Annotated in this window: 17 protein-coding genes and 4 riboswitches; of the genes, 6 read left to right on the plus strand and 11 right to left on the minus strand. The window is 62.3% G+C overall.

Annotated features, from left to right (window positions below; genetic code table 11):
• Window positions 1-11: 11 nt before the first annotated feature.
• From ACT3TP_RS08770 to ACT3TP_RS08785, 4 genes are all read right to left on the minus strand, one after another.
• Window positions 12-923, minus strand: a complete 912-nt coding sequence (locus tag ACT3TP_RS08770; protein WP_096285684.1) for a MetQ/NlpA family ABC transporter substrate-binding protein — start codon at window positions 921-923, stop codon at window positions 12-14.
• Between the two features lie 25 nt (window positions 924-948).
• Window positions 949-1644: a methionine ABC transporter permease gene (locus tag ACT3TP_RS08775; protein ID WP_096285686.1), complete on the minus strand. Its 696-nt coding sequence runs from the start codon at window positions 1642-1644 to the stop codon at window positions 949-951.
• The gene (locus tag ACT3TP_RS08780; RefSeq protein WP_096285688.1) at window positions 1641-2675 is read right to left on the minus strand and encodes a methionine ABC transporter ATP-binding protein; all 1035 of its coding nucleotides are present in this window, start codon (window positions 2673-2675) and stop codon (window positions 1641-1643) included. Before ACT3TP_RS08780 ends, ACT3TP_RS08775 begins: the two co-directional genes overlap by 4 nt.
• Window positions 2676-2821: 146 nt before the next feature.
• A riboswitch (SAM riboswitch) is annotated at window positions 2822-2911 on the minus strand.
• Between the two features lie 276 nt (window positions 2912-3187).
• Window positions 3188-3703, minus strand: coding sequence for an ASCH domain-containing protein (locus tag ACT3TP_RS08785; protein ID WP_444620420.1), 516 nt, complete (start codon window positions 3701-3703; stop codon window positions 3188-3190).
• 249 nt (window positions 3704-3952) lie between these two features.
• Between ACT3TP_RS08785 and ggt the strand changes: the two genes are divergently transcribed.
• Window positions 3953-5776 carry a gamma-glutamyltransferase gene (ggt, locus tag ACT3TP_RS08790; RefSeq protein ID WP_444620421.1) on the plus strand — a complete coding sequence of 608 codons (1824 nt, stop codon included), beginning with the start codon at window positions 3953-3955 and terminating at the stop codon, window positions 5774-5776.
• A gap of 81 nt (window positions 5777-5857) precedes the next feature.
• Here the strand turns inward: ggt and ACT3TP_RS08795 are convergent, their stop codons facing one another.
• The gene (locus ACT3TP_RS08795) at window positions 5858-7261 is read right to left on the minus strand and encodes an LLM class flavin-dependent oxidoreductase (protein WP_444620422.1); all 1404 of its coding nucleotides are present in this window, start codon (window positions 7259-7261) and stop codon (window positions 5858-5860) included.
• 66 nt (window positions 7262-7327) lie between these two features.
• Complete coding sequence (locus tag ACT3TP_RS08800; protein WP_105553534.1) at window positions 7328-8662, minus strand: acyl-CoA dehydrogenase; 1335 nt, start codon at window positions 8660-8662, stop codon at window positions 7328-7330.
• 16 nt (window positions 8663-8678) lie between these two features.
• Window positions 8679-8779: riboswitch (SAM riboswitch) on the minus strand.
• A gap of 265 nt (window positions 8780-9044) precedes the next feature.
• A riboswitch (SAM riboswitch) is annotated at window positions 9045-9152 on the plus strand.
• A gap of 150 nt (window positions 9153-9302) precedes the next feature.
• Here ACT3TP_RS08800 and acs point away from each other — a divergent pair.
• The 3 genes from acs (at window position 9303) to katG (ending at window position 14143) form a co-directional block, all read left to right on the plus strand.
• On the plus strand, window positions 9303-11267 hold the full coding sequence (gene acs / locus ACT3TP_RS08805; protein ID WP_105649857.1) for an acetate--CoA ligase: 1965 nt from the start codon (window positions 9303-9305) through the stop codon (window positions 11265-11267).
• 147 nt (window positions 11268-11414) lie between these two features.
• Window positions 11415-11867, plus strand: a complete 453-nt coding sequence (locus ACT3TP_RS08810) for a Fur family transcriptional regulator (RefSeq protein ID WP_105569773.1) — start codon at window positions 11415-11417, stop codon at window positions 11865-11867.
• Between the two features lie 95 nt (window positions 11868-11962).
• Window positions 11963-14143 carry a catalase/peroxidase HPI gene (katG, locus tag ACT3TP_RS08815; protein WP_096285707.1) on the plus strand — a complete coding sequence of 727 codons (2181 nt, stop codon included), beginning with the start codon at window positions 11963-11965 and terminating at the stop codon, window positions 14141-14143.
• Between the two features lie 166 nt (window positions 14144-14309).
• Here the strand turns inward: katG and glpX are convergent, their stop codons facing one another.
• The 5 genes from glpX to ACT3TP_RS08840 form a co-directional block, all read right to left on the minus strand.
• A complete protein-coding gene (glpX, locus tag ACT3TP_RS08820; RefSeq protein WP_096285709.1) occupies window positions 14310-15284 on the minus strand; it encodes a class II fructose-bisphosphatase in 975 nt (324 codons plus the stop codon).
• A gap of 85 nt (window positions 15285-15369) precedes the next feature.
• Window positions 15370-16647, minus strand: coding sequence for a Na+/H+ antiporter NhaA (gene nhaA, locus ACT3TP_RS08825; RefSeq protein ID WP_181150528.1), 1278 nt, complete (start codon window positions 16645-16647; stop codon window positions 15370-15372).
• A 460-nt stretch (window positions 16648-17107) separates the two neighbouring features.
• Window positions 17108-17737: a methylated-DNA--[protein]-cysteine S-methyltransferase gene (locus ACT3TP_RS08830; protein WP_096285711.1), complete on the minus strand. Its 630-nt coding sequence runs from the start codon at window positions 17735-17737 to the stop codon at window positions 17108-17110.
• The gene (locus ACT3TP_RS08835; RefSeq protein ID WP_096285713.1) at window positions 17734-18234 is read right to left on the minus strand and encodes an RNA polymerase sigma factor; all 501 of its coding nucleotides are present in this window, start codon (window positions 18232-18234) and stop codon (window positions 17734-17736) included. Before ACT3TP_RS08835 ends, ACT3TP_RS08830 begins: the two co-directional genes overlap by 4 nt.
• Before the next feature lie 159 nt (window positions 18235-18393).
• Window positions 18394-19032 carry a histidine phosphatase family protein gene (locus ACT3TP_RS08840; RefSeq protein ID WP_181150529.1) on the minus strand — a complete coding sequence of 213 codons (639 nt, stop codon included), beginning with the start codon at window positions 19030-19032 and terminating at the stop codon, window positions 18394-18396.
• Window positions 19033-19070: 38 nt separating this feature from the next.
• Window positions 19071-19165, plus strand: a riboswitch (SAM riboswitch).
• 85 nt (window positions 19166-19250) lie between these two features.
• Between ACT3TP_RS08840 and ACT3TP_RS08845 the strand changes: the two genes are divergently transcribed.
• Window positions 19251-20618: an O-acetylhomoserine aminocarboxypropyltransferase/cysteine synthase family protein gene (locus ACT3TP_RS08845; protein ID WP_096285717.1), complete on the plus strand. Its 1368-nt coding sequence runs from the start codon at window positions 19251-19253 to the stop codon at window positions 20616-20618.
• A complete protein-coding gene (locus tag ACT3TP_RS08850) occupies window positions 20618-21112 on the plus strand; it encodes a CoA-binding protein (RefSeq protein WP_096285719.1) in 495 nt (164 codons plus the stop codon). Before ACT3TP_RS08845 ends, ACT3TP_RS08850 begins: the two co-directional genes overlap by 1 nt.
• Window positions 21113-21284: the final 172 nt, after the last annotated feature.

Consider the following 21284-nt stretch of genomic DNA (forward strand, 5'->3'; position numbering starts at 1 on the left):
AGTGAGCGGCCCTACTCGGCGGATACCGGAGTCAGCACTCCTTGGACCAACGGATCCTCGGTGTTCTTCAGGTATTCCTGCAGTCTTGGATCGGAGAACACCTCGATTAGCTTGGCTGCATCGGCAGTTTTGGAGAACTCGGTGCCGAAGATCAGCTTGGAGGCGAAGGTTCTAGGCGGTTCCGGGAACAGGATTCCCTTGTCGCGGCCGACCTTTCCGGCATCGAACTGCGACACGTATCCGATGGCTGCATCCACATCGTCTAGCATGCGCGGCATGGCGAGGAGGTCTGCTTCCTTCAGCTCGAAGCCGCGCGGGTTGTCAACCACGTCGGCCATCTTCGCGGTACGCGGTTCGATGTCGGGGTTCAGGCCGAGCAGTCCCTCGCGCTCCAGGAGCCAAAGCGCTTGCCCCTGGTTGGCGACGTCGTTAGGCAGGAGCAGCGTCGACCCCTCGGGGAGAACCTCGACCGATTCGTAGCGGGTGGAATACAGACCGAAGCCCCATTGGTACAGTTCAACGGTTGGCGTCAATTCCACGCCGGCGGCTTCTGCCGATTGCCGCATGTACCACTCATGTTCAAAGATGGTCGCGTCGAACTGCCCTTCGGCCACGGCGCGGTTCGCCTGGATTGGATCCTGAAGCCCAATGGGTTCTATCTCGATTCCATAATCCGGCGCGATGGTCTCGGCCACGAATTTCAGGATCTTCTCTTCCCCGGCCATTGCCGGTTCAAAATGGACCTTGAAATTCGTTTTGCCGGGCTCGGTGGACGCGAGCGCTGGAGCGGACTTTTGCTGAACCAGCAACGCGCCAAGGACGAGCGCCACAATGGTCGCGCATGCCGCGATGGTCCAAGGCAGTTTCGCGGTGTTTTTACGCAGAGTGAAGCCATGGTCATGGCCTTTGGGTGAAGTCGTCATGTTCTTCTCGTTTGTTCTAGGGCGCTTAGGGGCGGGCCAGCGCGCGGGCGATGCGATCGCCGAGGAATTGGACTGCTTGCACGGTCAGAATGAGCGCAAGGATCGTGGCAAGCATGACATTCATGTCGAACCGCTGATAGCCGTAGGTGACCGCCAGATAGCCGATGCCGCCGGCCCCGATGGTTCCCGCGATGGCCGAATACTCGACCATCGAGATGGTGTTCAGCGTGACGGCGGAGGCCAGGGCGGGCAGCGCCTCACGGATCTGGGTTGCCCCGATGATTTGCAGCGGCGATCCACCGGTCACCAGCCCGACGGCCAGGTTCTCCTTAGGCAGATCATTGAGCGCGTTCTGCACGAGCCGCGCGAAGAAGGGAATGCCCGCAATGGTCATCGGCACCACTGCTGCCCAAATGCCGATGGTGGTTCCGGTCACCCATTTGGTGAATGGAATAATCGCCGCCATCAAGACCAGGAACGGCAATGAGCGTCCCATGTTGACGAACCAGCTCAGTGCCGCATGGCTCTTGTCGTGCGGAAAGAGACCCTGCCGGTCGGTGTTGAACAGCGCCAAACCCATGATGCCGCCAAAAATGATCACCAAGACCATCACGATGCCGACCATTGCCCAGGTCTGTCCATAGGCAGGAAGCATCAGGGCGGGCAGTTCGTTCCATGGGGTGTCGGTACCGACCGCTGCGCTTTCGGTTGGGATTCTCATACCGCCACCTCGATGCGTTCCGCGCGGTCGGCCACACTCGCGAGGAGCTGCTGGGATCGTGGCGTGGCGCGCAATCCCCATCCAGCCAAGACGGCAATAGCTCGTTCTGCGGCAATGCCCGCGAGACCGATTTCAACGCGGCCCAGCGTTCCCTCGTGGTGTGCTTCCACGGAGCCACCGAGCAGCGCGACCCGCGCGCCATGTTCGGTTCCCAGCCGGGATATCCAGGCTGGGTCCACATTTGCCGCCTGGTAGGCCACGGTCAGCGTGAAGTCGTAGCCGGCGGGCACCAGATCGGGGCGCAATGGCAGAAGCTTTGAACCGGTCACCGATCCCGGATCCGCTACCAGGCCTCGAAGTTCGCCGTACTCGGCGATTCGACCGCCATCGAGTTGCGCGACGCGGTCGGCGATATGGCGCACCACATCCATCTCGTGGGTGATCAAGATAATCGCCAAGCCCAAGTCGGTGCGCAGGGAATCAAGCAGTTCCAGCACCTGCGTGGTGGATTCCGGGTCGAGCCCCGAGGTTGCTTCATCGGAGAGCAGCAGACGCGGACGCAGCGCCAGCGCTCGGGCAATGCCCACGCGTTGGCGTTGGCCACCGGAAAGTTCTCCGGGGTACGAATTTGCCCAATCCGCCAGACCTACGCGATTCAGGAGTTCAGCGACCCGGTTTTCCATCTCGTGGTGGACTACTCCCAGGTTTCGCAGCGGCAACGCAACGTTTTCGGCTACCGTCATGCGGCGCAAAAGGGCCGAGTTCTGGAAGATCGTGCCGATGGCACGACGTTCGGCGCATAGTTCTTTGCCAGAGAGCACCGACAAGTCCTTGCCTTCTACCAGGATCTGACCGCTGCTGGGCTTTTCCAACAGCGAGATGCAATGGGACAAGGTGGACTTCCCGGCGCCTGAGGGCCCAACCACCGCGGTGATTGTCCCCGATTGAACGTCCAGGTCGATCCCCTTGAGGACCTCCACACGGCCCTGGGCCGTTTCGTAGTGCTTATGCAGCTGGCGAATCTCAATCATGTGATCGTCCAGATAACGTCGTTTGCATTTGTTCTCCTTGGTGCTGGCACCGCGCAGAGTCTCAAACAGCGACGATCCACGGATTCAGGATGCCGCTGGCTTTCGCCAGGCTCTGAATCTCGGGAACAAAGCCGGTGTTTCAGACTGCTCCATCGGTCCTGGCTGTAGCACCGGCCCCGTGAGGGTGGTTGCTGCGACGTCGTTGAGCCAGGTCTCTCGGTCGCTCTGGATGGTTACCATTCGATAGGTGAATCGAACAGTTTCAGTCTGTGCCCGTGCCCGCTTCGTGAACAACCATGACGTTATATACGCGTCATGAAGTCGACCTCGGTGCGCAGATCGGCGGAAAACCGGCCATAAATGCGCGACTCACCCGTCATATGTCGCCACGTGACGACGCTGAATTCGCATCTTGACTCAGGAGAACTCGGCGGGTGCGAGGACGCCCCTGGGCCTGAACGCAAAGCAAGCTTCCAGAACCGAAAGGTGGAGATGAATTAGGTGCCTGGAAGCTAGCTGCGCGGCCAGACCACTTCGAAGCGTTCGCACACGATCCGCTCACCGGGCACGCCGGTCATTGCCGGTTCCCACTGCTTGGCGAAATCTGCCTGCTGCGTCCGTTTCCAGAACTTTTCGTGTTCCCGGCGCCAGCTGGCCAGACTACGGTCATCCTCGCCCTCGGCAAAGGCAAAATCTGCATCCACCTGGTCGAATGATTTCAGCGTCACCTCGCTGGTACGCAGGATAATTTTCGGTGTCCCGGAGCCGTCGCAGGCGATCCAGTGCGAACCGACCCGCGGAAGCGGTTCGTTCTCGGCAAGGTAATCGTTTTCAAGGCTTGAGGTGGCACGTTTCTGCCCGTGGGTTACCTGATGCAGCAGTGCCTCGGCGAGCTCAGCGCTGTCTCCGAAGTATTCCACCACGTAGTCGCCCGGATCGGTGGCACAGCTGTTTCGGTAGTCAGCCCACATTTGCGCGGCGGCGGCGAGATCTACCGGGGGCAGCTCGGAGGTAGGTTCATTGCTCATTCTCCTAGCCTAAACGCAGTCCGGCCACCGAAGCTGCTGTATTCGGTGGCCGGATCGCTGGCTGCCGCGGTGGCGGCATGCCCTCCGAAGCCCTTGAGGCGACGGCGGTGAATCCGACGCTAGTGAAGTCTTCACCTGAGCGTAATGAGCGACAAGCATGCGCGGTGACGCGTGTCACAGCCTAAGTCTCAGGTGCTTCTCCCGTAAATTGGCGCTTGCTTCATCCCCACCTTTTCAGGAGATCAAAGTATGTCACGAGCAAGTACGAGAGCTATCGCCAGCGCCGCGGCACTGGCGCTGGGACTGGGAACTTTCACCGCCCTTCCGGCCAGCGCCGATCCCAGGGCGACCGACAAAACGCCTACGGCCAAAGGCAGCGGCGGCGCAGTCTCCTCCGTAGACCCGGAAGCGACCGCCGCCGGAATCGAGATCCTGCGCAAAGGCGGCAACGCGGTTGATGCGGCGGTCGCAACGGCGGCCGCGCTAGGCGTGACCGAACCTTATAGTGCGGGCATCGGCGGCGGCGGCTACTTCATGTACTACGACGCGAAAACCGGAAAAATCAGCACCATCGACGGCCGGGAAACCGCACCGGCAGCAATGCCCCAAGATGCCTTCATCGATCCGGAAACCGGCGAGCCCTACAATTTCACTCCCGAACTGGTGACCAGCGGCGTGGCGGTCGGCGTACCCGGAACCCTGGCCACCTGGCAGCGCGCGCTGGACAATTGGGGTTCCCAAAGCCTGAAGAAAGTTCTGCACCCAGCGACCCAGGTAGCTTCACGCGGCTTCGTTGTCGATGAAACATTCCGCGAACAGACCCTGGATAACAAGGAGCGCTTCGCAGCCTTCGGCTCCACCAGCGAGCTATTCCTGCCTGATGGCGATGCGCCGCACGTTGGCAGCATCTTCAAGAACCCGGATCTTGCCCAGACCTACCGGTTGCTGGCGAAGCAGGGCCCCTCGGCGTTCTACCAGGGCGAAATGGCCGAAGAAATATCCCAGACGGTGCAGGCTCCGCCCACGTCCGCGGACACCGAACTCCCGGTTCCGGCTGGCTATGTGAGCACCGCCGATCTCGCGGACTACGAGGTCGTGGAGCAGCAGCCAACCCAGGTCAGCTACCGCGGCCTCGATGTTTACGGCATGGCTCCATCCTCCAGCGGAGGAACCACCATCGGTGAATCGCTGAATATTCTCGGCGAGTTCGACCTCGCCGGCATGGAGCGGCCCACCGCGCTTCACCACTACTTCGAGGCGACGGCCCTGGCCTACGCCGACCGTGGCAAATTTGTCGGCGACCCGGCCTTTGTGGATGTTCCCACCGATACGCTGACCGACAAGCTCTTCGGCGTCGACCGGGCGTGCGCGGTAAACCCCGAACAGGCCGCGGAGAAGCCGGTGGCGCCGGGCGACATCGAGGACTATGACGCAGTGTGCCCGGCGGCAACCAGCGAGCCGGTGGTTGAGCAGGATACCGAGAACATCTCCACCACCCACCTGTCGGTGGTGGACCGCTGGGGCAACGTCGTCTCCTACACCCTGACCATCGAGCAGACCGGCGGCTCGGGCATCGTGGTGCCCGAGCGCGGCTTCCTGCTGAACAACGAGCTGACCGATTTCTCCACGGTGTACGATCCCGCCGACCCGAACCGGATCGAGCCGGGCAAGCGTCCGCGCTCCTCGATGGCGCCCACGATCGTGCTGCGCGATGGCGAACCGATGCTCGCCATCGGCTCCCCCGGCGGCTCCACCATCATCACCACGGTGCTGCAGACCCTGGTGAACCGCATTGACCTGGGCATGGATCTGAGCGAAGCCATCGCGGCCCCGCGCGCCTCGCAGCGCAATACCGCGGCGGTGACGGCGGAGCCCGAATTCATCGAGGCCTATGGGCCGGCGCTTGAGGCTTTCGGGCACAAGCTCACCGCCGCCGGTGATTCCTTCACCCCGCAGGCTGAGATCGGTGCGGTTGAGGCGGTGGAAATCGCCGCAGACGGGACCTTGATCGCGGCGGCTGAACCAAACCGCCGCGGAGGCGGTTCGGCCATGGTGGTGAACCCGGCCAAATAGCCGTTAAAGCCAGCGAGTCCCCGCGGAATTCAACATTTCGCGGGGACTCGCTGGCTTTGCTAGCGCTTGATCTTCAAGGATTTAGGCCTTGGTGGCCAATCGGTTGGAGATCTTGTACTGGGCCGCGCGGTGGGTGTCCTTCACGCGGTCGCCGGCGCCGAACAACTTGTGGCGCAGCGAGCCCTCGGTGTATTCGGTCTTGTAGACCCCGCGTGCCTGAAGCTCGGGAACCACGTACTCGACGACGTCCTCGAAGGTACCTGGAGTGACAGCATAGGCGAGGTTGAAGCCATCCACGTCGGTGTAGTCCACCCAGTCGATGAGCTTCTCGGCGACCTCGGCACCCGAACCGACGGAGACCGGACCGAATCCGCCCACGCCGATCCATTCGGCCAGCTGCCGGATGGTCCATGGCTTTCCGGTATCACCGCTGGCCTTCTTGAAGGTTTCCACCGAGGACTGGATGGCGTTGGACTTCACGTCGTCGCCAATCACGTCATCTGGTCCGTAAGCGGACATGTCGATGCCGGTCCAACCCGAAAGCAATGCCAGCGCGCCGTCGATATCCACGTAGGAGCTGTAGTCCTCGAACTTTGCCTGGGCAAGTTCCGAAGTTTCGGCGGTGATGATGGTCTGCATGGCGAAGATCTTGATGTCGTGGCGGCCACGGCCTGCGGCCTCGGCAGCATCACGGATCTTGGCGACCGCTTCTTTGAGCAGGTCACGGGTAGGGCAATTCACGAAGATCGCTTCGGCGTTCGACGCGGCGAATTCGGTGCCGCGCTTGGACGCGCCGGCCTGGTAAATCACCGGGGTACGCTGGGTGGAAGGCTCGGTAATCGCGATGCCTGGAACCTTGAAGTACTTGCCCTCGTGATTGATCGGGTGCACTTTGGAATGGTCGGTGTAGACGCCGGATTCCTTGTTGTTCTGCACCGCGTCCTCTTCCCACGAACCTTCGAGCAGCTTGTAGACCACTTCGAGGTACTCATCGGCGTGGTTGTAGCGCTCGTCGTGCTCCATCTGGTCTTCCTGGCCCATATTTCGGGCCGCCGACGGCAGGTAGCCGGTGACCACATTCCAGCCGACACGGCCATTGGTCAGGTGGTCCAGGGTGGCCAGGCGGCGCGCGAAGGCATAAGGGTGCTCATAGGCGGTGCCGGCGGTGACGCCGAAGCCGAGGTTCTCGGTGACCGCGGCCATCGCGGAGACGAGCATCATCGGGTCATTAACCGGCGCCTGGGCTCCGCTGCGCAGCGGAGTCTCGTTGGCGCCCTTGTAGACGTCGTAGGTGCCCAGCACGTCGGCGAGGAACAGCCCGTCGAATTTGCCCTTTTCCAGCACCTTGGCCAGGTGGGTCCAGTAGCCCAGGGTGTTGTAGGTCGACGCCTTGTCATCCGGGTGGCGCCAGAGGCCCGGCGACTGGTGCACCACGCAGTTCATATCGAAGGCGTTAAAAAGGATTTCGCGCTTGTTCTCGCTCATTGGTGTGCCCCTATCCATAGAAGAAAAATCTTGTAAGTCTAAAAATCTGTGTTCGAGGAGTGTTGCCTAGCTGCCGGCGAACCGGTTTGCTCCGGTTACCGTGCCGGTGACGGACAGCCGTTGGGGCTGCACGCCGTTGATCTCGTAGTCCCCCACGATGCGCGCCTTGTAGATCGCCGGATTGTGCGTCGCGATGGTTCGGGCGTTGCGCCAGTGGCGGTCCATATTGCAGCTATTGCGAGTGGAAGATGCACCCAGCGCGTCGAAGAGCTTGCTGGTCGCTCCGATGACCAGCGGCTGCACGATCGTCTGAGCACGGTTTGCCGCCAGTTCGCACACGGCAAAGCGCTCCTCGGCGTTCAGGTTCGCGTCGGCCATGGCCGCTTCGACCTCCAGCACCGCGCCCATGACCACGGACTCCGCGGCGAAGATTTCGGCGGAAACCTCCCCGACGAGCTGCAAGACCTGCGGTTCGCGGTGCACCGGAACTCCGGTGCCGGTGCTGAAACTGCGGGTACGCGCCTGCACGGAGGAGCGCAGGTCGTTCAGTGCCGCCCGTCCGATTCCGGCCTGTACCGCCATGAGCACGAGTTGGAAGATCGCGGCTTCCGGATCCGTGGGATCCTCCGGCATGAAGGTGTCCACCGGAACTTCGTGGAATTCGGTGCTGCCGGTACCGGTGAGCTGTTGGCCGAAACCATCCCAGTCATCGAGGATTTTCACGCCGCTGTGCTGGGTGGAAACTACCGCGATCTGGCGCCCTGGGAGTTGCGGGTGCGCCACCGCTACGGTGGTCCAGTCGGCGAAGATGGTGCCGGTGCAATAGAACTTCCGCCCATTGACCAGCCAGCGCGACCCCTCCTCGGTGACCTTGGTGTTGAGCAACCCGAGGGCGTTGCCGCCTTCCTCGGTGTAGGCGTTGCCCACGATCTGCCCGGAGCTGATTCGGGCAACCCATTTGCTACGGAGCTGCGCATCTTCCAGCCGCACCGCATTTTCCACGAAGGCAATATGCGCGCGCCATAGCTGAGCCACATGCGAGTCGGCCTCGGCTAATTCGATGAGCAACCGGAAGACATCGCTCAAGCGCGCCCCATGGCCGCCGTCGGCAACCGGCAGGCGCAGCGCACCGAAGCGCTCACGGTTCAGCAAGCCAACCTGTTCGAAAGGCAGGATCCGCTGCCGGTCGCGTTCCCTTGCACCGGCGGCGATCTGTGCGAACACCGGACGGAAAATGCCGGCAAGCCGTTCATACTGCTCGTCAGCGCCGGGGCCCGGGGTGATTTTCAGCAGCTGCCGGGTAGGAAGTTCCTGTGGAAGGTCGTCAAGCTCCACCGCGCTACCCGCAATAGACGGGTCGCTGAGCGCATTAAAGTCGCCAGCGGGATCGCCAAATGACATCGAAAGTCCTCAATTCTTTCCATCGGTCCTGGCTGTAGCACCGTCCCGCGCCAATATTTAGGTGGGTGGTTGCTGCGACGTCGACGAGCCAGATCTCTCGGTCGCTCTGGATGGTTCGTAATCATTTGTAGCCTGAGGTCTACTTCGTCCTCAACCCGGTTAGTCACATTTCGTCGTGCACGGATGGAGATTGAAATGCATCAAGGACAGCACTTGCCTAACGCGGCCGAACACAATGCCTAGCGTTTAGCGATTTTTCGGCCAAATACGCGATTAGTGAAATAAAAATCGAAACATCACGATGATGTGACGCATCTATCGAATATTTATCATGTTACGAAAGATTTGCATTGAAATCGTTCGAAGGCCTGTAATAGTCGTGTAACCATCCCGAGCGGCTAAGAGATCTGGCTCTGTGACGCCGCAGCAACCACCACCCACGGTTAATAAACCAAACGGTGACCGGTGCTACCGCCAGGAACGATGGAGATGATCATGGCTTTCATTTCGCCTTGCCCGCAACGGCTCGCTATGCGACATTGCACTTTCTTGGCGTTCCCATAAAGTACCGCGCACCCACACGCTCAGTGCGCCTTCCGCTGACTCGAAATTAATCGCCCTAAACTTTTCAAGGACCGCAATGACCACCACCGAATTGGCCAGTACAAATCAGCCCTCCAGCGCCGAGGCACGCCAGGAGTTCTGGGACGAGGCGGCGAACCTGCTTGACTGGGACACCCCATGGCACACCACCAGCCAGATCATCCCGGCAGACGCACAAGCCAAGCGCGGCCCGCAGATCTCCTGGTACCTGGGGGGCAAGCTCAACGCCGCGGTGAATTGCGCCGACCGCCATGTGGCAGCCGGCAACGGTGAAAAGGTCGCCCTCTACTTCGAGGGCGAGCCAGGTGACCGCATCGCGGTGACCTATCGGAACCTCCAGGAGCGCGTCAGCCAGGCGGCGAACGCCCTGCAGGAGCTCGGCGTGGCCAAGGGCGACCGCGTGGTCATCTACCTGCCGGTGCTTATCGAAACCATCGTCATCACCCTGGCCTGTGCACGCATCGGGGCGATCCATTCGCTGGTCTTCGGCGGCTTCTCCGCGGAGGCGTTGAAGTTCCGGGTGGAAGACACCAAGGCCAAGCTGCTGGTCACCACCGACGGCCAGTTCCGCCGCGGCACCTCGGTTCCGGTCAAGGCCAACGCAGACCTTGCGGTATCCGGGGAAAACAGCATCGAAAAGGTTCTGGTAATCCGCCGGACCGGGGATGAGATCCCGTGGACCGCCGGACGCGACGTGTGGTGGCACGAGGCGGTGGAAACCCAGTCCACCGAGCACGCGGCGCAGGCTTTTGACGCCGAGACGCCGCTGTTCATCATGTACACCTCCGGAACCACCGGTCAGCCCAAGGGCCTGGTGCACACCACCGGCGGTTACCTGACCCAGGCCGCGTACAGCCACAATCTCCTGTTCGGCAACCCCGACGAATCCCAGCGCGCGGGCGACGTGCACTGGTGCACCGCAGATCTGGCTTGGGTCACCGCGCACACCTACGAGATCTACGGCCCGCTGGCCAACGGCGTCACCCAGGTGATCTACGAGGGCGTGCCCAACGCACCGCACCCGGGCCGCCACTTTGAGATCATCGAACGCTACAAGGTCACCAGCTACTACACCGCGCCGACCCTGGTCCGTTCGCTGATGGGCTGGTTCCCCGAAGGGGTTCCCGCCGACTATGACCTGTCCTCGGTTCGGGTGGGCGGCACCGTGGGCGAGGCGGTCAACCCCGAGGCGTGGCGCTGGCTGCGCGCTCAGCTGGGGCGCGGCACCCCCGGCGGCATCCCGATGGTCGATACCTGGTGGCAGTCCGAGTCCGGCGCGACAGTCCTCTCCCCGCTGCCTACCGACGAGCACTTCAAGCCCGGCTGCGCTTCGCGGGCGCTGCCCGGCGTTTCGGTGGACATCGTGGACGCCGCCGGCGGCCGCGTGGGGCCCAACGAGCAGGGAAATATCGTGATCACCCAGACCGGCCCGTCCATGGCCCGCACGGTCTGGGGAAACCCGGAACGCTACTACACCAGCTACTGGGAGCAGTACGCCGCGCAGGGCTGGTTCCTGGCCGGGGATGGCGCGCGTTTCGATGAGGATGGGGATATCTACATCCTGGGACGCACCGATGACGTGATCAATATTTCCGGGCACCGGCTGTCCACCATCGAGATCGAATCAGCACTGGTCACCCACCCAGGCGTGGTCGAGGCGGGAGTCTGCCCGACCCCGGATCAGCAGACCGGGCATGCGGCTACCGCGTTCGTGGTGCCGCTGGATGCCTCGCTGGTTGCGGCGCAACCCGATGCGCAGACGCTCGCCCGCCAGCAGCAGTTCATCGCCGAGCTGCGCGCAACCGTCACCACGCAGATCGGGCCGATCGCCAAACCACGCGATATCGTCCTGGTCCCCGATGTGCCCAAGACCCGCTCGGGCAAAATCATGCGCCGCCTGCTGACCCAGCTCTTTGAGGGCACCAAGCTCGGGGACACCACCAGCTTGCAAAATGAACCATGCATTGCCCGGCTCAACGAGATCTGCCGCGCTCGTCCCTAGCCGCCAATAAATCTGGCCGACCTTCATCCGCAATTGCGAAGGTCGGCCAGATTCGTTTAACCGCTTCTGACCACGAATTTTCAGCGGAGCGAAAAGACACGAGTAATTATCTTGACTCATTCAAAATAAATAGGGCAAGCTAGTACCATGACAACATCCGAGGGAATCGAGAAGGTGCTGCGCGAAGCATCGATGCGGGTCACCCGACCGCGCGTCGCGGTGCTCGCCGCGGTGACAGCTCATCCCCACGCGGATACCGAAACCATTATCGAGGCAGTGCGCCAAGAACACCCGCTGGTATCCCACCAGGCGGTCTACGATTCGCTGAAGCTTCTCACGAACCTTGGACTGCTCCGCCAAATTCAGCCCCACGGGCATATCGCCCGGTACGAAACCCGCGTAGGGGACAACCACCATCATGTGGTGTGCCGCAATTGCGGAACGCTGGCAGACGTGGACTGCGCCGTCGGAGCCGCACCTTGCTTGCATGCCTCGGATCACCACGGTTTCAGCATCGACGAGGCAGAGGTCATCTATTGGGGACTCTGCCCGGACTGCCAACAAGCCAAGACAGCGCAGCCGGCTACGGGAACTGTCTGAAAAGAAGTACCGCAAGGAACTAATTTTCGTCTCCGCGGGCCAACGGCGCACGGAGACGGAGTACCAAACCAATCCCTTATCGGAAGGAAGACTACATGTCAGAAACGACTGCAGGTCAGTGCCCAGTAGTAGGAGCCGGACGCGTTCACCCTACCCAGGGTCATGCGAATACCGAATGGTGGCCAAATAAGCTCAACCTGAAGATTCTTTCGAAGAACCAGGAAGCCACCAACCCGCTGGATCCCGACTTCGATTACATCGCTGCCTTCGAGGCGCTGGATCTTGCTGCCGTCAAGGCCGATATTGCCGAGCTGATGACCAAGTCCTACGACTGGTGGCCAGCTGACTTCGGTCACTACGGTCCGTTCTTCATCCGCATGGCGTGGCACGCGGCGGGCACCTACCGCTCGCATGACGGCCGCGGTGGCGCAGGCGCCGGCCAGCAGCGTTTCGCACCATTGAACTCCTGGCCGGATAACGTGAACCTGGACAAGGCACGTCGCCTGCTATGGCCGGTCAAGAAGAAGTATGGCCAGTCGCTGTCCTGGGCCGACCTGATCGTGCTGACCGGCAATGTGGCCCTTGAAGACATGGGCTTCGAAACCTTCGGTTTCGCCGGCGGCCGCAAGGACGTTTGGGAAGCCGACGACGACATTTACTGGGGTCCGGAGAAGGTCTGGCTGGAGAGCGAACGCTACACCGGCGCACGCAATCTGGAGGCGCCACTGGCAGCAGTCCAGATGGGCCTGATCTACGTGAACCCAGAGGGTCCGGATGGCGTGGCAGATCCATTGGCTTCGGCCATCGATATCCGCGAAACCTTCCGCCGCATGGGCATGGACGACGAGGAAACCGTCGCGTTGATCGCCGGCGGCCACACCTTCGGCAAGACCCACGGCGCCAGCGCCGAATCCCACAAGGGCGGCGATCCGGAATCGGCTCCGCTGGAAATGCAGGGACTGGGCTGGAAGTCGGACTTCGGCACCGGGCACGGCGATGACACCATCGGCTCGGGCTTGGAAGTCACTTGGACCTACCACCCAACCCGCTGGGACAACGAGTTCTTCCACATCCTCTTCGCCTACGAGTGGGAGCTGTTCTACTCCGAGGCCGGCGCGCAGCAGTGGCGCCCGAAGGACGGGGCAGGCGACGACATGGTGCCAATGGCCCACAACGCAGCCGCACGCCGCGAACCACGCATGCTGACCAGTGACCTGGCGCTGCGCTTCGACCCGATCTACGGTCCAATCTCGGAGGACTTCAAGAACAACCAGGAGAAGTTCGCCGATGCCTTCGGCCGTGCCTGGTTCAAGCTGACCCACCGCGACATGGGCCCGAAGTCCCGCTACTTCGGCCCAGAAGTTCCGGCTGAGGACCTCACCTGGCAGGATCCATTGCCGGCAGCTCCGGAGGTCACCCTGGGTGACACCGAGATCGCCGCATTGAAGTCCCTGATCGCCGAATCCGGGCTGTCGGTTCAGCAGCTGGTTTCCACCGCGTGGAAGGCCGCAGCAAGCTTCCGCTCCTCGGACAAGCGTGGCGGCGCCAACGGCGGCCGCATCCGCCTGGAACCACAGGTTTCCTGGACGGTGAACCAGCCTGAGCAGCTCAAGCCGGTCATCGCGGCGCTGGAAAGCATCGTTGCCGAATTCAACGCGACCTCGGCCGTGAAGGCTTCCTTCGCCGACGTTGTGGTTCTGGCCGGCAACGTGGGTGTCGAGCAGGCAGCGCTGGCCGCCGGCCAGCAGCTAAACGTTCCGTTCACTCCGGGGCGCGTTGACGCAACCCAGGAGCAGACCGACGTGGAGCAGTTCGCCTGGCTGGAGCCGGTAGCCGACGGCTTCCGCAACTACGATTCGGGCTTCCTGCAGCTGCCTTCTGAATACCTGCTGCTGGACCGCGCCAACCTGCTGGGCTTGACCGCCCCGGAGGCGACCGTGCTCCTCGGCGGCCTGCGCGTACTGGGCAACAACTGGGACGGCTCGAACACCGGCGTCTTCACCGAAACCCCGGGCGCGCTGACCAACGATTTCTTCGCGAACTTGTTGGAGCTGGGCCTCGAGTGGACCCCGGACGCCGAGGAGAAGACCTACTCGACCACCGACGGCCGCTGGGTTGGCAGCCGCGTTGATCTGGTCTTCGGTTCGAACTCCGAGCTGCGTGCACTGGCCGAGGTCTACGCCGCGGACGATGCCAAGGAGAAGTTCGCCAAGGACTTCGCCGCAGCATGGGCCAAGCTCATGGATGCCGACCGCTTCGAACTGCGCAATAAGTAGTTTCTAGCCTCATGACGATGGCCGCCACCCCTTGCGGGGTGGCGGCCATTGTTCTTAAATTGTTCTTAAATGAGCCACGAGGGTACGCATCCGATTCGTTGGTTTGCTGCGCCGCAGCCACGCCATTGCGCATGGCCGGGCCGCCCTCGCTATCGGGGTTTAGCCGCTACGCCCATTTGCTGGTTGAATGCTCCGCATCGATCACGCGGACCGTTCGGGATTTCGAGCGCATCACGATCGATTGCGTGCGGATGGTCCGCGGCCCGGTCCGCAGGCCCTGCAGCAAGTCACCGTCGGTGATGCCTGTGGCCGCGAAATAGCAGTTGTCGCTGCGGACCAAGTCACCGGTGGAATACACCTTGTCCATATCCAGGCCCGCAGCCAGACCGCGTTCGCGCTCTTCGCCGCTGGTTGGATGCATCCGCCCCTGGATCACTCCGCCGAGGGCCTTGACGGCGCACGCGGTGATCACGCCTTCCGGGGAGCCGCCAACGCCCATCAACGCGTCGATGCCGGTTCCTTCACGTACCGCCGCGATCGCCGCCGCCACATCACCGTCGACCAGTGCCTTGGTCCGAGCGCCGGCCGCGTGAATTTCCTGAACCAGATTCTGGTGCCGTTCACGATCGAGTACGCTCACCGTCAACTGGCGAATATCGACCGACTTTGCCTTCGCGATCAACCGCAGGTTTTCCTTCACCGGCAACCGCAAATCCACGTATTCCGCGGCTTCGGGGCCGGTCACTAATTTCTCCATATAGAACACCGAAGAGGCATCGAGCATTGACCCGGCCTCGGCGACGGCCAGCACGGACAGCGCATTTTCAAGGCCCATGGCGGTCAGCCGGGTGCCATCGATCGGGTCGACTGCCACATCGCATTTCGCCCCCTCGCCGGTGCCCACGCGTTCACCGTTGAACAGCATAGGTGCCTGATCTTTTTCACCCTCGCCGATCACCACGGTCCCGTCGAATCGCACCGAGGCAAGCAGCGAACGCATCGCGTCCACGGCCGCCCCATCTGCGCGCAGCTTATCCCCCGCACCCACCCACGGGCCAGAGGCGATAGCCGCCGCTTCGGTGGCCCGCACCAGCTCCAAGGCCAGGTTTCGGTCGGCATGCAGAGAAGAAATATCAGGCATCAGGTCAACTGCTTTCTACTACGCTGGCCCTTGCAGGACCTAATTTTTGAACCACAGGCAGGCTCCCGGGCAATAGCTTTCGAAGCTATGCCGAAGAAGATGAGTCTGCGCGGTACTTCCGGTTACGCACTGCGAGGATCAAGGCGCCGATCACGGCGGCAAGCAGCGAGCCGCACAGCACCCCGACCTTGACATACTGTGCCTCGGCACCATCTGCGCCAAAGGCGAGTTCACCAACCAGCAGCGAGACCGTGAAGCCGATTCCGGCGACGAAGGCCATCCCGAGTACATCCACCCACTTGATCGACCGGTCCAGCGTGATCCCCGGAATCCTCGTGACCAGGAAGGTGGAGGCGGTGATGCCAATGGATTTACCCAGCACCAGGCCGGCAATGATGCCTACGGCCACCGGGCTGAGCAGTGACTCGGCCAGCCCCGAAAGCCCGCCCACGGCCACGCCCGCGGCGAAGAAGGCGAACACGGGGATGGCGACTACCGATGAGGGCACGCTCCAGCGGTCCGCAAAATGCGCCGCTAGCCCGTCATATACCGGTTGGCCGTCATTGGTCGTGCCGATCTTCACCCGCGCCCGCGAGGTTGCGACCACCGGAACCATGAAACCTAGCAGCACCCCGGCCACGGTCGCGTGGATACCCGAGGCATGCACTAGCGCCCACACCGCAATGCCTAGTGGCATCAGGATCCACCACGCACGCACGCCGCGCTGCACGGCGAACGCAAACACCAACAGTGGAATCAGGGCCAGAGCCAGCGGCAGCCACGCTAGATCATCGGTGTAGAAGATCGCGATGATCGAAATCGCCAAGAGGTCGTCAACCACCGCAAGGGTCAGCAAGAACGTGCGCAGCGCCGGCGGGAGGAACTTTCCGACGACTGCGATGACCGCGATCGCGAAGGCGATATCGGTGGCAGCAGGAATCGCCCAGCCGTTGATCGCGTCGCTCCCGGCGCTGGTGATCACCCACGCGTAGAACAGCGCAGGCAGGGCTACGCCGCCGATTGCGGCAGCGATGGGGACCAACGCGGTGCGTGGGTTGCGAAGCTTGCCGACAACGAACTCTTCCTTCAATTCCAGGCCGACCACGAAGAAGAAGATTGCCAGCAGCCCGTCGGCTGCCCACGTGCCTACCGAAAGATTCAGGTGCAGCGCTTCGGGGCCGAAAGTGAAGTTCCGTAGATCCTCATACCAGGACGCGGCGGGGGAATTGGCGAGGATCAGCGCAGCGACCGTTGCGCACAGCAGCAACAAGCCGCCGACCGAGTCCTGCTTTAATGTCTGGTGGATTCCACGCCAGATGGAATGGGGTGCTTGACGAATTACGTCGGAAGAATGGTGCGACAAAGTAAGGTGTCTTTCTCAGAAGAGGTATGCGGGCGCGATGGCGCGCGGAATCCACCGATCAAGAAAGAGAGCAGAGAGCCGCGCAGATCAGGAGCGCGGTGGTGGACAGCCGGCGATCTCGCCATGGGCATTGGTTCCCCAGGAACTCATCCACCCGTTAGTGCCGCTAGCCCGTTTCGTCAGTAATTTTGAGTTCGGGAACACCGCAGCGATCAACCGCTGCACGTGGGACGAAACCAAAAAGGGCATGCTTCAACACTAACATGAACCGGGCAGGCAGCGATTGGAATACGCCACCAGTACGCGGGCAGAACGGCGGTAGAAAACATGTGGGGCGGGCCCCGAGGTGGAGGCACTTTGCCGCGGAGTTCGCGGATGAATAGTTCATTGCGTTACCGAGCTATCAAGCGCTCCCCGAGCACCATCCCCAGGTCTGTGCGGCTTAGCTCCGTGGCTCGGGCTAGAAAAGGACCGGGGCTTGTTCTGAACGATCCGGATTTTCCATCCGGAGCAGGTAGGTCTTGGTCTCCAGCCCACCCAGATAGCCGCCGAGCGAACCATCGGTGCGCAGGACCCGGTGGCAGGGCAGGACGATAGGCAGCGGATTGGTGGCGCAGGCCGATCCAACCGCGCGCACCGCCTTGGGCTTGCCGAGCCTTTCGGCCATCCGGGCATAGCTCCAGGTTTCGCCGTAGCCTATCTGGCTCAGTTCCAGCTGGACTTGCCTGCGGAATTCGGTCGAGAGGCGCAGGTCCAAGGGCACTTCGAATTCCTGCCGGTCCCCGGCAAAGTACTCTTCGAGCTGCCAGGCGACATTGTCCAGTTTTGCTGGCGCGCGCAAGATCCGCGCACCCACTTTGCCGGACAGGATATCGAGGATCGATTCATGCCCCTCGCTTTCGAAGGCGACCCGAACCAGCCCCACCTCCGTGCAGGCCATAAGCAGCCGCCCGATGGGCGAATCCACTACCCGATAGGCGATATCGATCAACTGCTGCTCCCCCGCGCTACGCTCCAGGCGCGTATGGAGCTCGCGCAGCAGCTGCGCCTCGGATGAGGTCGGGTTGGAGTCTGGAGTTTGCGTGTTCATCGGTCGCCTCCTGGTAGTTGATCCTGCGACAGGTGGGTTCGCAGGTTCTTGATTCCGTCGGCTGAAGCACGCCGGGCAGCATCCGCGCTGCCGGAGAGAATCTCGGCGATTTGGGCATAGCCGAGCCCACCCAGATAACGGTAGGCCACGACCAGCCGCTGCTTTTGTGGCAGCAGCTTCACTGCCTGCCACAGCTCCATGTTTGCCACGTGGTCCTCCGCGCTGGTCTCGGACGATGCCCGAGTGGCTGGCTGGACCTCTGCTTGGCTGAGTTCTGGTTTGTGCCGGCGGAGCTCATCGATGGCCTTGCGATGGGCGATGCGCACCAGCCACGCCTGGACATTCGCCTCCTCATCCAGCTCCGGGTACGCCTTCAGCGCGGAGAGAAACGTTTCGGACCAGGCATCCTGCGCGCGGTGCTCATCGAGCAGGGCGCGGCAAACCCGAAGGACGCTCAGCCCGTGGGCCTGGACGATGCGTTCGAATGGCTGTTTCATGCTGCTCCTGGTTCGGTGCTTTCACCATGTAAACGTACCGCCGCGATGTTTTGTGAGGTTTCGTGGGGATTTTTCTTCGAGAAAGATTCTCCGCGGCTGCCTAGCGGTGCTTAAGCAGTACCGGCCCGGTGCCGGATAATCACTGGGTGGGAAACGAGCCTAGCGGGCGTCCGCAAGATCGTGTTCCTGAACGAGTTCGGCGAGCCGGGCAAGGCTGACCGGAATGACTTCTCCATTTTCCACTCCCCGCTCGGCGCGGGTCCCGGCGAGCGCGTCGCGGGTGATGCGCATGGCGGCCCCATGGCTGACCACCAGCATGCGGCGGCCGGGGTTTGCCTGAATCAGTTCGGTCAAGGCGAGCAGCATCCGCTGCAGCACCAGTTCACGGCTCTCGGCTTGCCCCGCCAGCGCAGCCGCTTCCCGCTCGGTCACTTCGATCATGACCCGCCCTTCGAGCGGACCGAAGCCGCGTTCAACCGCGTGAGCAACCGGGGCACCGGTGTCGACGCCGAGTTCCGCGGCGATGAGCGCGGCGGTCTCCTGGGCGCGGGACAGCGGGGAGGCGAGCACCAGATCCCACCCCTCCCCCATGAGCGCTCGCCCGGCCGCGCGCGCCTGTTCGCGGCCGGTCTCGTTCAGCTCGATGTCCGTGCGGCCCTGGAGCCGACCCGCAAGATTCCAGTCGGTCTGCCCGTGTCGTACCAGTGCTAGCGCGGTGTCCATAATTCGAGCATAGGGTAACCGCGGCGCCGCACCCGAATCAGTCTGCGCTTCAACCTTCGCAACCTTAGGACTCATTGTTGGGTCATCCCAGGACATATTGACAGACTATTACTTAACCATCCCGAGCGGCCGAGAGATCTGGTTTGATGACGCCGCAGCAACCTGCCACAGCCGGTGGATCAGGTGCTACCGCCAGAACCGATGGAGCTGCTTTCCACTGGACTCCAGGGGTTATGCGACATTGACCCGGGATTCCTGCCGAAGACCCAGTCGACAAGGAGTCGTAAGCCACCATGGCCGACCACAAGTTTGGATTCCGCACCCGCGCGCTACACGCAGGCGGCACCCCCGATGCCGAGCATGGCGCACGCGCCGTGCCGATCTACCAGAGCACCTCATTCGTCTTCAAAGACACCGATGATGCGGCGAACCTGTTCGCCCTGCAGAAATACGGCAACATCTATTCGCGCATCGGCAATCCGACCGTGGCGGCTTTCGAGGAGCGCATGGCCTCCCTCGAAGGGGGCATCGGCGCGGTAGCCACCGGCTCCGGCATGGCAGCCGAGTTCGTCACCTTCGCGGCGCTGGCACAGGCCGGAGACCACATCGTGGCCTCTTCCAAGCTCTACGGCGGCACCATCACCCAGCTGGACGTCTCCCTGCGCCGCTTCGGCATCAACACCACCTTCGTCGATTCCAACGAGGCGGCCGACTTTGAGGCTGCCATCCAGGAAAACACCAAGGCCGTCTACACCGAGATCGTGGCGAACCCCTCCGGCGACATTGCAGACCTGAAGGGCCTGGCCGAGGTGGCGCACCGGCACAACCTGCCGCTGGTGGTCGACTCCACGCTGACCCCGCCGTACCTGCTGCGCCCTATCGAGCACGGTGCGGACATCGTGATCCACTCGGCGACCAAGTTCATCGGCGGCCACGGCACCACCTTGGGTGGTGTGGTCATCGAGGCCGGCACCTTCAACTGGGGCAACGGCAAGTTCCCCACTATGACCGAACCGGTGCCGAGCTACGGCAACGTGTCCTGGTGGGATAACTTCGGCGAGTACGGCTTCCTGACCAAGCTGCGCAGCGAGCAGCTGCGCGACTTCGGTCCCTCCCTGCCGGCCCAGTCGGCCTTCCAGCTGCTGCAGGGTTTGGAGACGCTGCCGCAGCGCATGGACAACCACTTGGCCAACGCGAAGCAGATCGCCGCGTGGCTCGAAGCCGATGACCGCGTCGGCTATGTGAACTACGCGGGCCTGGAATCCCACCCACAGCATGAGCGGGCCACCGAATTGCTTCCCCTGGGCGTCGGCTCGGTCTTCAGCTTCGGCGTGAAGGGTGGGCGTGCGGCCGGCACCAAGTTCATCGAGGCGTTGCAGCTGGCCAGCCACCTGGCGAATATCGGCGATGCGCGCACCTTGGTGCTGCACCCGGGCTCCACCACGCACCAGCAGCTGAGCGCCGCGCAGATGATTGCCGCCGGCGTTCCGGAGGACCTGATCCGCTTGTCGGTTGGCCTGGAGGACGTCGAAGACATCATCTGGGACCTTGATCAGGCGCTGAGCGCCTCGCAGGCAGCCACCGCGGACGAACAGCTCGACACTCCCACCTATGACGGCGCCGCCTGCGCCGTGCCAGCCGCTTCGAAGGGAGCGAACTAATGAGCATCGAAGAACGCACCTGGCAGGCGCCCGGCGCGGCCGAACGCCTGCAGATCCTGCGCGATACAAAGGTCATCGCCATTGTTGGCGCCTCGAATAAGCCCTCGCGTGCGAGCTATTTCGTCGCCACCTACCTGCTGTCCTCCTCGAAGTACAAGGTGTACTTCATCAACCCGGTGCTCGACGAGATTCTGGGCCAGCCGGTCTACAAGTCGCTGGCGGATCTGCCGGAGACCCCGGATCTGGTTGAGGTCTTCCGAAAGCACGATGACCTTCCCGGCGTACTGGATGAGGCCGTGGCGGTGGGCGCGAAAACGCTGTGGCTGCAGCTTGGATCCTGGCATGAGGAAGTCGCCGCACGCGGCGAGGCGGCGGGCCTGAACGTGGTCATGGATCGCTGCGTCAAGATTGAGCACGCACGCTTCCACGGCGGCTTGCGCCTGGCCGGCTTCAACACCGGAGTCATTTCTTCCAAACGCCAGATCCTGGCGTAGCGCTCGGCTCAATACCTCGATCGGTGGGTTCCCTCTGCGGAGAGGACCCACCGATTTTTGTCTTTTGAACGGATAACCCCACGCAAGCAAAGATTAATCCACAATATTTTTGGATTTCATCTTGACTACCCCACGCAAACGGGCATAAAGTCATGGAAACACAGATTCGTGT

It is taken from the genome of Glutamicibacter sp. AOP38-B1-38 (genome assembly GCF_052377485.1).
Lineage (GTDB): Bacteria > Actinomycetota > Actinomycetes > Actinomycetales > Micrococcaceae > Glutamicibacter.

Bases quoted from the DNA above. Each gene is read 5' to 3' on its own strand.
- ACT3TP_RS08835 (WP_096285713.1), bottom strand. From the start codon at position 18,234: ATGAAACAGCCATTCGAACGCATCGTCCAGGCCCACGGGCTGAGCGTC.
- ACT3TP_RS08775 (WP_096285686.1), bottom strand. From the start codon at position 1,644: ATGAGAATCCCAACCGAAAGCGCAGCGGTCGGTACCGACACCCCATGG.
- ACT3TP_RS08785 (WP_444620420.1), bottom strand. From the start codon at position 3,703: ATGAGCAATGAACCTACCTCCGAGCTGCCCCCGGTAGATCTCGCCGCC.
- ACT3TP_RS08840 (WP_181150529.1), bottom strand. From the start codon at position 19,032: ATGAGTCCTAAGGTTGCGAAGGTTGAAGCGCAGACTGATTCGGGTGCG.
- ACT3TP_RS08800 (WP_105553534.1), bottom strand. From the start codon at position 8,662: ATGTCATTTGGCGATCCCGCTGGCGACTTTAATGCGCTCAGCGACCCG.
- ACT3TP_RS08850 (WP_096285719.1), top strand. From the start codon at position 20,618: ATGAGCATCGAAGAACGCACCTGGCAGGCGCCCGGCGCGGCCGAACGC.
- ACT3TP_RS08770 (WP_096285684.1), bottom strand. From the start codon at position 923: ATGACGACTTCACCCAAAGGCCATGACCATGGCTTCACTCTGCGTAAA.
- ggt (WP_444620421.1), top strand. From the start codon at position 3,953: ATGTCACGAGCAAGTACGAGAGCTATCGCCAGCGCCGCGGCACTGGCG.
- ACT3TP_RS08795 (WP_444620422.1), bottom strand. From the start codon at position 7,261: ATGAGCGAGAACAAGCGCGAAATCCTTTTTAACGCCTTCGATATGAAC.
- katG (WP_096285707.1), top strand. From the start codon at position 11,963: ATGTCAGAAACGACTGCAGGTCAGTGCCCAGTAGTAGGAGCCGGACGC.
- ACT3TP_RS08845 (WP_096285717.1), top strand. From the start codon at position 19,251: ATGGCCGACCACAAGTTTGGATTCCGCACCCGCGCGCTACACGCAGGC.
- ACT3TP_RS08830 (WP_096285711.1), bottom strand. From the start codon at position 17,737: ATGAACACGCAAACTCCAGACTCCAACCCGACCTCATCCGAGGCGCAG.
- glpX (WP_096285709.1), bottom strand. From the start codon at position 15,284: ATGCCTGATATTTCTTCTCTGCATGCCGACCGAAACCTGGCCTTGGAG.
- ACT3TP_RS08780 (WP_096285688.1), bottom strand. From the start codon at position 2,675: ATGATTGAGATTCGCCAGCTGCATAAGCACTACGAAACGGCCCAGGGC.
- ACT3TP_RS08810 (WP_105569773.1), top strand. From the start codon at position 11,415: ATGACAACATCCGAGGGAATCGAGAAGGTGCTGCGCGAAGCATCGATG.
- acs (WP_105649857.1), top strand. From the start codon at position 9,303: ATGACCACCACCGAATTGGCCAGTACAAATCAGCCCTCCAGCGCCGAG.